Annotated in this window: 14 protein-coding genes and 1 riboswitch; of the genes, 1 reads left to right on the top strand and 13 read right to left on the bottom strand. The window is 46.7% G+C overall.

The genetic code is table 11. The features are described 5' to 3' along the window. Position 1: 1 nt before the first annotated feature. The 9 genes from NSQ50_RS06025 to NSQ50_RS05985 form a co-directional block, all read right to left on the bottom strand. Entirely contained in the window at positions 2 to 805 is an 804-nt protein-coding gene (locus NSQ50_RS06025) for an energy-coupling factor transporter transmembrane component T family protein (RefSeq protein ID WP_076224725.1), read from the bottom strand. Then, positions 798 to 1655, bottom strand: a complete 858-nt coding sequence (locus NSQ50_RS06020) for an ATP-binding cassette domain-containing protein (RefSeq protein WP_076099021.1) — start codon at positions 1653 to 1655, stop codon at positions 798 to 800. Before NSQ50_RS06020 ends, NSQ50_RS06025 begins: the two co-directional genes overlap by 8 nt. After that, positions 1640 to 2440: an energy-coupling factor transporter ATPase gene (locus NSQ50_RS06015; RefSeq protein ID WP_036681818.1), complete on the bottom strand. Its 801-nt coding sequence runs from the start codon at positions 2438 to 2440 to the stop codon at positions 1640 to 1642. Before NSQ50_RS06015 ends, NSQ50_RS06020 begins: the two co-directional genes overlap by 16 nt. After that, positions 2441 to 3262 carry an SDR family NAD(P)-dependent oxidoreductase gene (locus NSQ50_RS06010; RefSeq protein ID WP_081386965.1) on the bottom strand — a complete coding sequence of 274 codons (822 nt, stop codon included), beginning with the start codon at positions 3260 to 3262 and terminating at the stop codon, positions 2441 to 2443. Positions 3263 to 3264: 2 nt separating this feature from the next. Further along, the gene (locus tag NSQ50_RS06005; RefSeq protein WP_052096837.1) at positions 3265 to 3606 is read right to left on the bottom strand and encodes a MaoC family dehydratase; all 342 of its coding nucleotides are present in this window, start codon (positions 3604 to 3606) and stop codon (positions 3265 to 3267) included. Then, a complete protein-coding gene (locus tag NSQ50_RS06000) occupies positions 3581 to 3982 on the bottom strand; it encodes an FAS1-like dehydratase domain-containing protein (RefSeq protein WP_076224722.1) in 402 nt (133 codons plus the stop codon). Before NSQ50_RS06000 ends, NSQ50_RS06005 begins: the two co-directional genes overlap by 26 nt. Further along, positions 3979 to 5130: a thiolase family protein gene (locus tag NSQ50_RS05995; protein WP_076224720.1), complete on the bottom strand. Its 1152-nt coding sequence runs from the start codon at positions 5128 to 5130 to the stop codon at positions 3979 to 3981. Before NSQ50_RS05995 ends, NSQ50_RS06000 begins: the two co-directional genes overlap by 4 nt. Then, positions 5127 to 6608 (bottom strand): AMP-binding protein, encoded by a 1482-nt coding sequence (locus tag NSQ50_RS05990; protein WP_076224717.1) that lies wholly within the window; start codon positions 6606 to 6608, stop codon positions 5127 to 5129. The genes NSQ50_RS05995 and NSQ50_RS05990 overlap by 4 nt, the downstream gene beginning before the upstream one ends. Before the next feature lie 278 nt (positions 6609 to 6886). Continuing rightward, a complete protein-coding gene (locus NSQ50_RS05985) occupies positions 6887 to 7600 on the bottom strand; it encodes a queuosine precursor transporter (protein WP_076224714.1) in 714 nt (237 codons plus the stop codon). Positions 7601 to 7610: 10 nt separating this feature from the next. Beyond that, a riboswitch (PreQ1 riboswitch) is annotated at positions 7611 to 7656 on the bottom strand. Between the two features lie 367 nt (positions 7657 to 8023). Here NSQ50_RS05985 and NSQ50_RS05980 point away from each other — a divergent pair. Beyond that, on the top strand, positions 8024 to 9712 hold the full coding sequence (locus NSQ50_RS05980; protein ID WP_076224712.1) for a methyl-accepting chemotaxis protein: 1689 nt from the start codon (positions 8024 to 8026) through the stop codon (positions 9710 to 9712). A gap of 938 nt (positions 9713 to 10650) precedes the next feature. On the opposite strand, the gene NSQ50_RS05975 is transcribed toward NSQ50_RS05980, so the two are convergent. From NSQ50_RS05975 to cobT, 4 genes are all read right to left on the bottom strand, one after another. Then, entirely contained in the window at positions 10651 to 10977 is a 327-nt protein-coding gene (locus NSQ50_RS05975; RefSeq protein WP_036681801.1) for a YnfA family protein, read from the bottom strand. 228 nt (positions 10978 to 11205) lie between these two features. Then, positions 11206 to 12021, bottom strand: a complete 816-nt coding sequence (cobS, locus tag NSQ50_RS05970; RefSeq protein WP_076224709.1) for an adenosylcobinamide-GDP ribazoletransferase — start codon at positions 12019 to 12021, stop codon at positions 11206 to 11208. Beyond that, positions 12018 to 12566, bottom strand: coding sequence for a bifunctional adenosylcobinamide kinase/adenosylcobinamide-phosphate guanylyltransferase (gene cobU / locus NSQ50_RS05965; RefSeq protein WP_076224707.1), 549 nt, complete (start codon positions 12564 to 12566; stop codon positions 12018 to 12020). The genes cobS and cobU overlap by 4 nt, the downstream gene beginning before the upstream one ends. Continuing rightward, positions 12563 to 13624, bottom strand: a complete 1062-nt coding sequence (cobT, locus tag NSQ50_RS05960) for a nicotinate-nucleotide--dimethylbenzimidazole phosphoribosyltransferase (protein ID WP_076104822.1) — start codon at positions 13622 to 13624, stop codon at positions 12563 to 12565. The genes cobU and cobT overlap by 4 nt, the downstream gene beginning before the upstream one ends. Positions 13625 to 13684: the final 60 nt, after the last annotated feature.

The following is a 13684-nucleotide window of genomic DNA, read 5'->3' as shown; positions in this document are numbered from 1 at the left end:
TCTACACCTTTCCTATCTTTAAGCAAAGCAGAATCACGGCAAATAAAAGGGCAACTCCCCCTGCCAGATAATCTATCTGCTGAAATTGCAGTCTTTTAAAAGAAGTCCTTCCTTTACCATTACCATAAGCACGCGCATCAATTGCATAGCTCAGCTGTTCAGCACGTTGAATCGTTGTGAAGAGCAGAGGAATAATGATCGGAATGTACGCGTATATCCGTTTAGGCAGTGACAATACTGTAAGATCATAACCTCTAGCCTTTTGTGCGAGAAGGATACGATCAAGCTCCTCCTTGAGGGTAGGGATAAAACGGATCGCAATCACTATCATTAAAGAGAACTGTTCTACGGGTACCCCCAATTTGGATAGAGGGGCAAGCAGCTTTTCCAGACCATAAGCTAAGTCCAGCGGCTTAGTAGTTAAGGTTAGAACTGAGGCTAACAAGATGAGCAATATAATACGCCATACAAAACGTAATCCTGTTCGCAGTCCCTCTTCAGTCACCTCGATAAAAAACCATGACCAGAGAACCGTCCCTTTGGTGAACACGGCATTGTAAACAAAAGTAAACAATAAAATAAATAATACCGACCGCAGCCCTCGCCAAAAAAAATGCACAGGAACTTTCGACAGTAACAACATTCCCAGTACAAAAAAGGTTGCAACAACATAACTAATCCCCGTTCCAAGCATCATAAAGCTAAGCATGAGTATCACGATACTTACAAGCTTTGTACGAGGATCTAAACGATGAAAAATCGAATGTGTCTCCACATATTGACCGACTAATACGGAATCAGCCATGCCCTTGCCCCCTCGAATGCCAAATCGGCAAAATCGCTTCGAGGATATCCTGCTCTTTACAGCTGGCAACTTCAATCTTCTGGTCAGATAATTCCTCCATTAGCTTCAAGAGCTGTACGGGTTCAGGCAAGGATAGTCCAAGTTCCAGCAGTAATTCTTCCTTTTCCAGAAACAATGTTCTGATATCATGATGCCCTTTTAACTGACCTTCATGAAAAACAATGACCTCATCCGAGTATTCGGCAACATCATCCATCTGATGCGAAACGAAGAGGATCGTGTGATTGTCTTGTTGCTGCCATTCCTTTAGTAGCTTCAGCAAAGACACTTGGCTAGCAGGATCGAGACCCGCTGTCGGTTCATCCAAAATCAGCAGCTTCGGATTTGTCATCAGTACAGAGGCAATAGCTACACGGCGCTTTTCACCACCGCTTAACTGGAATGGATTTAAGGGGAGAATTCCCTCAGGCAAACCCACTTGCGGCAAAATCGTTTCAATCGCCTCTGTAATTTGCTGACGTGAAGCGCCCTGTTGATTCAGAGCAAAAGCAAGCTCCTTATACACCGTTGTTTCGAATAGCTGATGCTCAGGATATTGAAAAACGAAACCCAACTCAGGGACAACCTTTAAGCGCCCTTTGGCATCTCTGCTGGCAGGCTGCTGATTAATCCAATAGTCTCCTTTTACGGTGGGAATCAAGCCCTTCAGCACTTTGACAAAGGTAGACTTTCCTGCGCCTGTTGGACCGATAATAGAAATCCATTTGCCCTCAGGAATAGTGCAGTTTATATTGTGCAAAGCCACATGATCGGCATAGTTCACACTTAGATTTTTTAATTGGTAGACCATTGTGATCGAATTATCCCCTTCCAATCGGCTGTTAGCGGTGCTGCTGAATGGAGCAATGTATGTACACGCACTGCGAAGGGCAGATGTAATTGATAGTCCGCAACAGGCATGGTTTCAAAAAAAGTCAGTGGATCGCCGTCAAACTCAAGTCGTCCTTGGTGCAGGAGCAATACGCGTTCTGCTGCAAGCACTTCCTCCATATGGTGGGTGATATGAATAAGGGTCAGGCCTTGACGATGCAGCTCTTGCATGATGGAAAGAACCTGCTGTCTTCCCTGAGGATCAAGCATTGAGGTAGCCTCATCAAAAATAATGACTTGCGGGCGCATCGCCAATATAGCTGCGATAGCGACACGTTGCTTTTGACCTCCAGATAGCTGATGTGGCATAGCCTCCAGATAATCCTCCATTTGAACGGCCTGCAAGGCATGATCCAATCGGCTGCGCATTTCTTCCCTCGGCACACGGATATTCTCCAAACCAAAAAGCACCTCATCCATAACGGTTGTGGTGATAAACTGATCCTCTGGATTCTGAAAAACAAAACCGATTTGCTGATGGATCTCCGCAAGATCCGTTGGTTTTGCCGTGTCCAAGCTCTTAAATTGTACAGCCCCTTTTCGTGGCAGCAGCAGTCCGTCCATGAGCTTTGCAATAGTGGATTTGCCAGAACCATTCGCGCCAACTATCGCCACAAACTCCCCTGCTTCTATCGTAAAGCTAATATCCTCCAGGAGAGGTTGTCCCTTTTTATAATAAAAACAAACTTGATCGAAGGTAAGCATTTATTCACTCCCCTTTTGAAGGTGCCAAGCAGCAAAAAATGCCTCAATGCTGTTCTCGGAAAATGCAGGTGCAGGCTTCTCCCATTTTGTCACTTTTGATCCATTCACAGCAAAGATTTCACCGGTTAAATCCGCGTCGGACTCCCTCAATAATGCAGTCACGAAGGAAGCGATAGCCTCCGGGTCACCTATTCTCCAAAAGTCAGGCAAAGGTTCATTCCGACTGGCATGTTTTTCCCTCAGATGGTCAATTATAGGTCTGGTCATATCCGTTAACGCCGCTGGAGAAATCGCATTGACCCTAATCTGGTCACGTTTCAGCTCTGCTGCGAGCGTCCACATCATGCCGAGTATTCCAGCCTTGGCTGCACTATAATTCACCTGACCCACGGAACCTGCTAGTCCAGCAGCAGAGGTCATCAACAGGATATCCCCACCTGTTTCACGCATATGCGGTAATACTCGTTGAATGCAATAATAAGTACCATTTAAATGCACATCCAGAACAGTCTTCCACTGTTCATCCGTCATACGTTGACATTTCTGATCCTGCACAATTCCCGCGTTAGCTATCAATACCTCGATACGACCGTATCGGGCAATGACCTCACCTACCATAGCAGTGACTGCGACTGGATCGGCTACATTAGCAGCGTACCCTAGTGCCTCTCCGCCTGCCTGGCGGATCTCGCGCACAACCTCATCAATTAAGACTTGTTTCGTACCATTTACAACCACTATATAACCTGACTTGCCAAGCTGCATGGCAATACTACGTCCGATCCCTCTTGTTGCACCAGTAATTAAGGCTACTCTATTCATCACTACACCTCTTTCACTGCAAAAGCTCCCGCAGCAATAACATCGCCAGCTTCTGTTGTAAGGATCACTTTCACAAAGCAGTCGTCAGCTGCAAAATCAAAAATCACGACACTATCGACCTCTATAGGCTTATGAAATTTCATATCATATTGAGTGATCCACTGTGTAGGGTGCTCAGCAATATACAAGGATTGAGCTAATCCCATAAGATACATCCCATGTGCGATGGGTCGCTCCAAACCAGCCTTAGCTGCGGCCTCTGCATCTAGATGTATAGGCGCCAAATCTTGGGAAGCAGCTGCATATTGCCGGATAGCCTCAGCAGTTATGCACTTTTTTATCATGATCATCACCTACCCGAATTAACACTGTTTCTGCGGTGACTATAAGCTCACCCTCACACCTACAAACCAGCGTATGTGTGTAAAAAGTCAGTTTACCCTGTCTTCCTTCTTTTTGCACCTCGCCCGTTAACGCTAATTCACAATCCAAAATCATCCCCGCCGTAATCGGCGCCCGATATGAAAATTTCTGAGTGCCGTGAAGCAAGGGTTCACCGATGATTAACCAAGGAATATCGAAGTCTTGCCAGAAAATAATAGGCATCGTCGTAGGAGCGATCAGCTTTCCATTTATCGTCTGCAAGGGTGCTTCAATACTCTGTGCGTAGTCCGAAATCCATTCAGCAGTCATATGGATCTGATGTCGGACACTGTTCATTCTATAACCTCCACGAGTGTTGCCAGACCTATCCCACCGCCGATTCCCAGAGTAGCAAGCCCTCGTTGGTAAGGGGCATTTTGCATTTCAGCACATAAGCGAGTCATTAAAATAGCCCCGGAAGCTCCGTATGGATGGCCTATTGCTAATGCCCCCCCGCCAAGATTGACCTTTTCCTGTGGAATTTGAAGCTCGTTCAGTGATGCCAATACTTGTGAAGCAAAAGCTTCGTTAAACTCTACAATATCTAAATCGGCAATGGTAAGCTTTTGGCGTTTTAACACCTTTTGCACAGCTGGTACAGGCCCCATCCCTAAATAGTTCGGATCTACACCCGCAGCTTGCGCATCCACGACCCGCAAAATAGGGGTAAGCTTAAGCTGCTGGCATTTCTCACGAGACATCATCAATAGAAGCGCTGCGCCATCATTAATAGGACAGGCATTTCCAGCAGTGACGGTACCCTTTTCTTCAAAAATTGGCGGCAGCTTTTGCAGCTTGTCCAGACTCGTATTTGCCCGAGGACATTCGTCGGTGTTCACCCACTGCCCCTCTACCTGAAGAGGTACTATCTCCTGCTGAAACCGGTCACTTTGCTGAGCATGAACCGCCTTTTGATGGCTTTTTAAGGCATATTGATCCTGCTCTTCTCGAGAAATCCCGTATTTCCTAGCTACATTCTCTGCAGCAATTCCCATATCCGGATCACCGTAAGAGCTAGGCGTAAAATGTGCACGGGTATACAGCTGTGGAACCCCCATTAACGTCTGTGGTTTAGCCATTTTCCATGGAGCACGGCTCGTACTTTCGACACCACCCGCTAAATAAATCTCACCAGCGCCGCTTTGAATCAGTCTTGCTGCTATATTAATTGCCTCTAGCCCAGATCCGCACTGACGATCCACGGTGACTCCCGGAACCGAAACAGGCAGCCCCGCTTCAAGCGCAGCTACCCGGGCAATATTACCTCCTGGGCCCACAACATTCCCAATAATGACATCATCGATCAGTTTTTTAGGCAAGTTCGTTTCGGCTACAATATGCTGAATAAGCGGCGCCAGTAATGCTTCCGGCTCAAGTGTACTTAATAAGCCACCCATTCTGCCAATCGGTGTACGTTTTGCCATGACAATTACTGCTTCTATCATACCATCGCTCTTTTCACATAGTCTTTCATCGCTTGCCGGGCAATTTTGCCACTGCTTGTATAGATAAATTCATCCAGGGTTAGCAGCTGCTTCGGCGCTTTGTAGCTTGCTAAATACTGGCGGCAATAATTCTTAATTTCGTCGACAGATAAGTGCTGCTCTCCGCTCCACTTCACGAGGGCTATCAGCTGTTCTCCCCAGTAATCGTCAGGCACGCCAAGCACCATCACTTCATCTATTTCCGGAAGAAACTCTAGCACCCTCTCTATTTCTTCTGGATAAACGTTCAGGCCTCCGGATATGATTTTATTCTTCAAACGTCCCGCCATATATAAATAACCAGCTTCGTCCTGATAAACATAGTCTTCTAAAATAAGCCATCCCTCTCTAAAAGCTGCTGCTGTCTCATTCGGCAATTGATGGTAGCCTAAAAATATCATATCACTACGCACATATAGCTGCCCAATCTCCCCAGGAGGGACTTCCCGGAACTGGTCATCACGAATGGAAATTTGCACCCCGGGATAAGGTTTGCCTACAGAGGTCGGATTATGCTCGGTCAGAACATTCAAATAACTAATATAACTCGCTTCTGAAGAACCGTAGGATTCATAAAGGCGCGCTCCACCAAACACTTCCATGCCCCTTTTCTTGGACAACTCCGACCACTTTGCACCTGAGCTAATAATCGCATCAATCTGTATCTGCCCAGGTACAGCCTGCAACATCATGGATTCGATCATTGTTGGTACGACGAACAGCACCACGCCCGGAATTTGCCGGCACAGCTCTAACACCTGCGTGGCACTAAATTTTTGTGTGATATGAAAGGTTGCTCCACAATATAGACTCTGCATTACGGCGAATAAGGATAGGGAATGCACAAATGGACCTGGTGCCAAAACATCCTTCATAGCTTCCAATTCAAAAGCTATATTCGAGACCTCAAAGCTTTTTAACCATGATAAATGGGTACGCATATAACCTTTAGGCAATCCGGTTGTGCCTGAAGTAAAGCCAATAAATAATAATTCATTCGTCTCATCCAACTCAGCCTCCGGCTTCAAGGCAGCCAGCCACTGATCATAGGAACCTGTTCGTTCATTTGAGAAGGTCAATGTTTGGATTACTTGATCCTTGAAAACCAGATTCTTTGCGGCTTCCGGCTCGGCAAAAATCATTGTCGGCTGGCACTGCTCTATAATAACCTGCAGTTCATTAGCACTCCATTTGGGATCTAAGGGAATGGGAACACAGCCCGCATAAATCGCCCCCAAGAAAACCTCAACAAATTCAATACGATTCGTAGACAAAATCGCGATTTTGTCATGCCTCAGACCCTTTTGCTGTAAGCCATTCGCGATTCTCCGCATCGTTTCTACTAATGTTGTATAGGTATGACTTGCTTGGTCATGGGTTAAGGCAATGCTGTCGGGCTGCTGTGCTGCATGACGCAGTATAGGAACTACTAGATTCATCCTTGATCACACCTGTTCGTAATTTCTGTGACTACCAATTATATACATTTTCTTCAATCGGACTGCCCCGCAAGTCCAGCCCAGACTAAAGTATATGTGTTAAGCGCCATCGCAGGCGCTCCTGTTAGACTAACCCGCTAGAATTGCTATGATAGCTTATTTTAGCTTTATATTATTTTTATGTACACATTTTCATGTAACTATTAAGTCCATCTTACAACTAAAAAAATAGCCAGCACGCATCGATTATGATCGGTACGCGCTGGCTGTATTGTTGTTTAGTCCTTCTTTTGAACGATCGATGGTGTACCCTCTTCAGCAAAAGTAAAGGTTCGGGCGATATATAAGATAGGTGTGCTTACTGCGGTTAGTAAGAACTTCGCTAGATAAGTTGTAAGCAAAATTTCAAGCCATACATTCCAGTCATACAAGCCCGCAAACGCAATGGTGCAAAAGATAAGTGTATCCACAAAGGAGCTAATCATCGTACTGCCGTTGGAACGAATCCACAGCTGACTTGAGGTGCTGTAATATTTACGAATCCAAGAGTACAACCGAACATCTAGGAACTGACTAATGAAGTAAGCAGTAAGACTACCCACAGCTAGTCGAGGCATCAGCCCAAAAATCGTCTCCAAAGAAGACTGAGCGATATCGGTCTCCTGTGGCTTAAATACTAGTACCATCTGCATAATGACTGTAGTCATAAGCAAGGTGAAGAAACCAAACCAGACCGCTTTACGTGCTTCCGCTCTTCCGTACTTCTCATTAAGCAAATCGCTGGTCATATACAAAGTGACATACATCGTATTTCCGAGTGTCATCACAATATCAAATGGCATAGCAATCGTCTTAGCTACCTGAATGTTAGCAATTACAGTAGCAATACCTACCCAGGCATACATTCCACTTTTCCCGAACAGGCGGTAACAGAGTAGAAAAAAGGCAAAATTGACAATAACAAATAAAACTCCCCACAACAAATTAAACATATTACTGAAACTCCTCCTAGTTTTGTTTACGCGGGATGGTTACGAACCGCGGCTTACATTATTAAATTTTTGGAACAAAACATTAATACTCTATCACAATAGCGCTTAACAATCCATAAAAATAATATTTTTATATGAAATTGGTAGTTCTAGTTCTTTTTTTTCGACAATTATCTAAAATAGTCAGCAATAATTCATTTTTTTCAGAAAAAAATGCTCTATAGGACAAAACTTTCACTATTCATCCAGAGGTTAATTCTATAGAATAGTATCAAACACCTTATTCCCGATCCATTTAGTAGAAATATGACATAACTATGGAATATATCTCGGGTCGCCAATTTCCAGCAGTTGGCATGGAGTATCTAGTGAAGACCAAAAAAAGAAATGACCTCACCGTCCATAAAAAAAGGAGAGAACGATATGTTTCGTATCAAGCATTCGATCAGTCGCAAATTCACGCGTTTATTATTTGTTGTTCTGTTGCTCACGTCTCTTTTGTTAAGCACCAGCTTCTACTTTATCTCCATCAATATCTTCAACAGCTATGTTATGCCACAGATTAACAAAATCCTTACTGCCGCTGCTCAGGACGTATATAAGAATCTCAACGTAATGCACGCCCAGCAAACCCTAAATAAGAACGATCAGTCTGCCACCAATCTCGAGTTCTATTTTCAGGAAAAGAGGAAACAACATGGAGTGGAAACCATTTTTCTGGTCAATCTGAAAGGGAAAGAAGCTGAGATTCTATCCGCAGATCACGATGCAAAATTGCAACGGGCAGAAAGTGTCACCGTATCCTCTGCAATGCAACAAGCCTCTAAAGGAAAAACTGGACTAAGCGATACATATAGCGACGCACATGGTATACATAAAACAGCTTATATCGGTATTCCCGGAAGTACGATGGTTATCGGTGTAAGCAGTGACGTAAGCTTCATTCAAGAAAAAACAGACAGTATTCTATGGACAAGTGCCGGAATCACACTTCTGACGTTGATCATCGGTCTAACTGGTGCATGGTTTATGAGTGTGCGTATAACACGTCCAATCTCAAAACTGGCAGCTTATAGTGCCCGGCTCGCAGAGGGAGATTTCACCGAAGAATTATCAGTTAAAGGAAATGACGAAGTTGCACAGTTGTCCGTAAGCTTCCAAGCGATGACCCAACGCCTGAAAGAAATGATCGGACATGTACTGGTAACCTCAAATACTGTCGTTGCAGATTCCAACTCTTTAAAAGAACGTGTTGAGATTCTCAATGATATGGCGGATCACTCCAGCTCATCGGTAGTAGAAATCGGCAAAGGTAGTACGACTATCGCTAGCAGTGCATCAGATAACTCGAGAGCAATGGAAGAAATCAATTTAGGCATTCAAAGTATTGCCTCAGCAGCGAATGAAGTCACGGAGCAAATCAGTGAGGCTTCCGCTGAAGCAAGTGGCGGTAATGAAATTGCCCAAAGTGCCGTGCTGCAAATGCGCCAGGTTGAACGTGCTTCCCTACAGTCGCTGGATCAATTACAAATCATGAATGAGCGTTCAGTAATGATCGGAGAAGTCGTTCACAGCATTACTGAAATTACGAAACAGATCCAAATGCTGTCGCTGAATGCTTCAATCGAAGCTGCACGTGCAGGAGAGCATGGACGCGGCTTTGCTGTTGTTGCGGGAGAAGTACGCAAGCTGTCTGAACAATCCCGTAACGCAAACGAACAGATCCGTGACTTCCTACTTGGGCTTCAAGAAGATATGAGCCGCTCCGTTACCGAGATGAACCACGTGAATTCTGAGGTTGCCTCTGGAGTCGGCAAGGTAGCAGAAGCAGGTGATGCCTTTAATCACCTCTTGATCCTTATCCAAAGCATCAATCACAGCATCCAATCCGTATCTGCGGCTACACAGCAAATCTCGGCAAGTACAGAAGAAGTCAGTGCTTCCGTCGAAGAAACTGCACAAATTACATCAAGATCGCAAGAAAGTGCGGACACACTCGCTGCTAACTCAGAGCGGCAGCGCGTCGAACTGGAAGGCCATGCAGAAACCGTAAAACATCTGTATGAGCAAGCCAAGAAACTCCAAGAAGCTGTGCAGCAATTTAAGATTTAACGCTTGTAAACTAAAAACCCCCGTTCACACGAAAGTGTTGAAGGGGGGTTTTTAGTTTATGGCTCGCTAGCGCTTGCTGAGGTCTCGTTTAGACTCGGCTGCATGCGCTAGGCTTGCGCGGAGCTCTCGCTTAGACTCAGGGTGCATGCGCTAGGCTTGCGCTAGGCTTGCGCGAAGCTCTCGCTTAGACTCGGCTACATGTACTAGTTTGCGCGAAGCTCTCGCTTAGACTCGGCTGCATGCGCTAGGCTTGCGCAAAGCTCTCGCTTAGACTCATCACGCCATTTGCTGCTGGCTTGCGGACTCAGATGCCGCTATTACTCGAAAAACTGCCATTTGGAGGCTTTTTCGGACTCGAGAGACGCTATGGCCTCATAATCAACCCAGACTCAGCCTTTTTTGTTCAAATAGCGCCTCTGGTGTCCGAAAACGCTCCAAAATAACCCTTTTTTCGCAAATAAGGTCTCCTGAGTCCGGAGCCAAGTTACTCACAGCAAATTACTTAAAGTTCATCCGTGGTGCTACCTACTGCAAATTACTCTAAGTTCCTCCGTGGATGCTACCTACTGCAAATTACTCTAAGTTCCTCCGTGGATGCTACCTACTGCAATAGAATCAGCTACATGCACTAGCTTGCGCGAAGCTCTCGCTTAGACTCATCACGCCATTTGCCGCTGGCTTGCGGACTCAGATGCCGCTATTACTCGAAAAACTGCCATTTGGTTACTTTTTCGGACTCGAGAGACGCTATGGCCTCATAATCAACCCAGACTCAGCCTATTTTGTTCAAATAGCGCCTCTGGTGTCCGAAAACGCTCCAAAATAACCCTTTTTTCGCAAATAAGGTCCCCTGAGTCCGGAGCCAAGTTACTCACTCAGTAAAAACTAGGTTACTCAGCTTTCATTCAGCTTTTATGGCTAAGCAAACATCACTCAACTTAGTGTCGCGGTGCCCAGAGGATGACCGATACACCGATCACACAAATACCTGCTCCGACCCAGTCATATACGTCTGGTGTCTTCTTGTCTACAAGCCATCCCCATAAGACCGCGAGCACGATAAACACCCCGCCGTAAGCCGCATACACTCTGCCGAAGGAAGGGAATTTCTGCAACGTAGGGATAATCCCATACGCTATCAGAATCAAGGACCCCACTAAGCCGTACCAAAGTGGCCTTGATTCTCTCAACCATAACCACACTAAATATCCGCCACCGATCTCAGCAAGGCCAGCAATTATAAATAGCAGAATGGCAAATAACATGTCATCCCTCTTCCCTGTCAATCTCCTTAAAACGCAAAGGTTACTCATAACAAATTGTACTCAAGGTTCACCCGTAGAGCTACCTACAGCAAATTACTCAAGGTTCATCCGAAGTGCTACCCACAGCAAACTATTCAAGGTTCACCCATGGAGCTACTTACACCAAATTACTCAAGGTTCATCCGTAGTACCACCTACACCAAATTACTCAAGATTCACCCGTGGAGCTCACATTAAATTGTGCTGGAGCAGCAATAAAACTAGCAGCAGCGCAACCTCCAGCAGCTCGTTCAGCGCGCCGTACACGTCGCCGGTGAGCCCGCCGAGCCGGCTGCTGATCCGCCGCGCAGCTGCGGTGCCGCAGGCCAAGGCCGCGACCGGCAGCAGCAGAGCTGCCGCCAGATGCAGCGGCCACGCGGCTAAGCCAGCGCCGAGCGCCAGTGGCGCAGCGGCGGCGGCCAGCGAGAGCAGCGCGGCGACTGCCAGCGCGCGCCGCTCATGCGAGGAAGCAAGGCCGGCGAAGTTCGCGGCCAGCCCCTCGTCTCCACGGGCAATGGGATAACGCACCATTGCCCGCACCATATACCAGCGGCTCCAGACCGCTGGTACCAAGAGCAGCGGCAGCTCGTAGTAGGCGTAGCCTTCGATTAGAGCTGCCAGCAAAGAAACTTTAAACAGCAGGAGCAGCACGCAGGCGAGTACGCCCATCGCACCCACACGGCTGTCCTTCATAATCTCCAAGGCACGCTCCCGTGGCCGATAGCTGAGCAGACCATCTGCGCTGTCCATCCAGCCATCAAGATGCAACCCGCCAGTGAGGCCTACCCACAGAATCAGAGTGAGCACAGCAGCTGGCCAAGCAGGTAAAAGCAATCCCGTCAGGGCTGCTCCAGCAGCTACACACAGCCCAATTGCTGCGCCTACCATGGGATAGAAGATTACACTGCGGCGCAGCAGTTCAGGAGAGAATCCCGGATCACCTTTTACAGGAAATCGGGATAAGAACTGAAAGGCAGCTACGGCCGCATCCCTGCGCTCCCTCATAAACGATACTCCCTGCTCTTAAGCTCAATCGGAATTCCAACAGTTACTAGAAAGACCTGTTCGCATTGCCGAGCGATCAGGGCGTTCATTCGTCCCGCCAGATCACGATACAATCGGCCAAGCGCATACTCCGGAACAATCCCGTCGCCAACCTCATTAGTGACCAGAATAAGCGTCCCTTGAAAAGAACGCACACTGTCTTCAAGTCTTGCTATCTCACTCTCAACAAGCTCTTGCCTATTTTCAAAACCTTCCACGGCCAATAATGCATTGGATAACCATAAGGTTAAACAATCTACGAGCACCGCTTTTTCACCCGATAATCGCTTTAGCAGATCTGGTAAATCATACGGTTCCTCAAGCGTCTCCCAAGCGTAACCACTTTCCATTCGTTGATGCTGATGCAGAGCAATCCGTTCCTTCATTTCGTCGTCAAAAGCCTGTCCGGTTGCTACATAGAAGGCCTGATCTGCCAGTGAATGCATCAATTTTTCTGCAAAACCACTTTTACCGCTACGTGCGCCTCCCGTTACAAGAATGCTCATCGTTGACCAGCTCCAGAGATGCCTGCACTTTCAAAGGTTGCCATTTCGCTCAAAATGCGGCAGATCGCCTCGATTAAATGAAGGCATAATACTCCCCCTGTTCCCTCACCCAATCGCAGACCGAGATTAAGCAGCGGTTCAAGTCCAAGCTGCTCCAGCATTAGCTTATGACCCCGTTCTCCTGATACATGAGAGGCTATCATATAAGCGATGGATTCAGGTGCAAGGGCTTTTGCCACAAGCGCTGCCGCCCCCGAAATAAAACCATCCAAAATGATAGGTGTCCGATTAGCAGCCGCACCAAGAATCAGTCCCGCCAAGCCAGCGATTTCCAGTCCGCCAACTTTAGATAATACATCCAACGGATCTGCTGAATTCGGTTGATTTACCTTTAAGGCGCGTTCCACCACTGCAATTTTATGTAGTAAACGTTCATCATCAATTCCCGTTCCTCGTCCCACAGCTACTTCAGGGGCTATTCCTTTGAGAGCACATAGAATGGCAGCACTAGCCGTAGTATTCCCAATGCCCATTTCGCCTGTTATAAAAATCTCCGTTCCGTTCTTAACCGCTTCCTGCGCAACTCTTATCCCAACAAGAAGAGCATTCATGGCATCCTCACGACTCATCGCAGGTCCCACAGCCATGTTATCCGTTCCCCGGCGCACTTTACGATCAATCAGATCGACATGACTAAGATCGCCGTTTATGCCAACATCAACAAACTGTACCTCTGCCCCAGCTTGACGTGCCAATACATTTACAGCCGCTCCACCGCTGAGAAAGTTATGGGCCATCTGCAGCGTGACTTCCTGTGGAAATGCGCTCACCCCTTCGCAGCACACCCCATGATCAGCAGCCATCACAACAACTGTTCGTTTGGTGAAACTAGGCTGCTCCGTACCCGAAATTCCAGCGAGCTTAACAGCTAGAGGTTCCAATTGTCCCAAACTGCCCGGAGGTTTGGTCAGAATGTTCAGCCGATGCTCCGCCTTGAGGATGGACTGATCATCAGCCGGAATGATTTGTTTAATTACGTCTTGAATATCTGAAAGCATATAATTACGACCTCCTATTAAATGTATCCGTATAACCTATTCTATCTCATATTCGCAGAA

The sequence above is a fragment of the Paenibacillus sp. FSL R10-2788 genome, from assembly GCF_038003885.1.
GTDB lineage: Bacteria > Bacillota > Bacilli > Paenibacillales > Paenibacillaceae > Paenibacillus_AQ > Paenibacillus_AQ odorifer.
Note: the sequence above shows the minus strand (reverse complement) of the source record. Positions and strands in the feature narration are given on the sequence as shown.

Coding starts and splice junctions, on each gene's coding strand:
- NSQ50_RS05990 (WP_076224717.1), bottom strand. CDS start 6,608: ATGAATCTAGTAGTTCCTATACTGCGTCATGCAGCACAGCAGCCCGAC.
- NSQ50_RS05975 (WP_036681801.1), bottom strand. CDS start 10,977: ATGTTATTTGCCATTCTGCTATTTATAATTGCTGGCCTTGCTGAGATC.
- NSQ50_RS05985 (WP_076224714.1), bottom strand. CDS start 7,600: ATGTTTAATTTGTTGTGGGGAGTTTTATTTGTTATTGTCAATTTTGCC.
- NSQ50_RS06025 (WP_076224725.1), bottom strand. CDS start 805: ATGGCTGATTCCGTATTAGTCGGTCAATATGTGGAGACACATTCGATT.
- cobS (WP_076224709.1), bottom strand. CDS start 12,021: ATGAGGGAGCGCAGGGATGCGGCCGTAGCTGCCTTTCAGTTCTTATCC.
- NSQ50_RS06005 (WP_052096837.1), bottom strand. CDS start 3,606: ATGATAAAAAAGTGCATAACTGCTGAGGCTATCCGGCAATATGCAGCT.
- cobU (WP_076224707.1), bottom strand. CDS start 12,566: ATGAGCATTCTTGTAACGGGAGGCGCACGTAGCGGTAAAAGTGGTTTT.
- NSQ50_RS06015 (WP_036681818.1), bottom strand. CDS start 2,440: ATGCTTACCTTCGATCAAGTTTGTTTTTATTATAAAAAGGGACAACCT.
- NSQ50_RS05995 (WP_076224720.1), bottom strand. CDS start 5,130: ATGATAGAAGCAGTAATTGTCATGGCAAAACGTACACCGATTGGCAGA.
- NSQ50_RS06020 (WP_076099021.1), bottom strand. CDS start 1,655: ATGGTCTACCAATTAAAAAATCTAAGTGTGAACTATGCCGATCATGTG.
- NSQ50_RS05980 (WP_076224712.1), top strand. CDS start 8,024: ATGTTTCGTATCAAGCATTCGATCAGTCGCAAATTCACGCGTTTATTA.
- NSQ50_RS06000 (WP_076224722.1), bottom strand. CDS start 3,982: ATGAACAGTGTCCGACATCAGATCCATATGACTGCTGAATGGATTTCG.
- cobT (WP_076104822.1), bottom strand. CDS start 13,624: ATGCTTTCAGATATTCAAGACGTAATTAAACAAATCATTCCGGCTGAT.
- NSQ50_RS06010 (WP_081386965.1), bottom strand. CDS start 3,262: ATGAATAGAGTAGCCTTAATTACTGGTGCAACAAGAGGGATCGGACGT.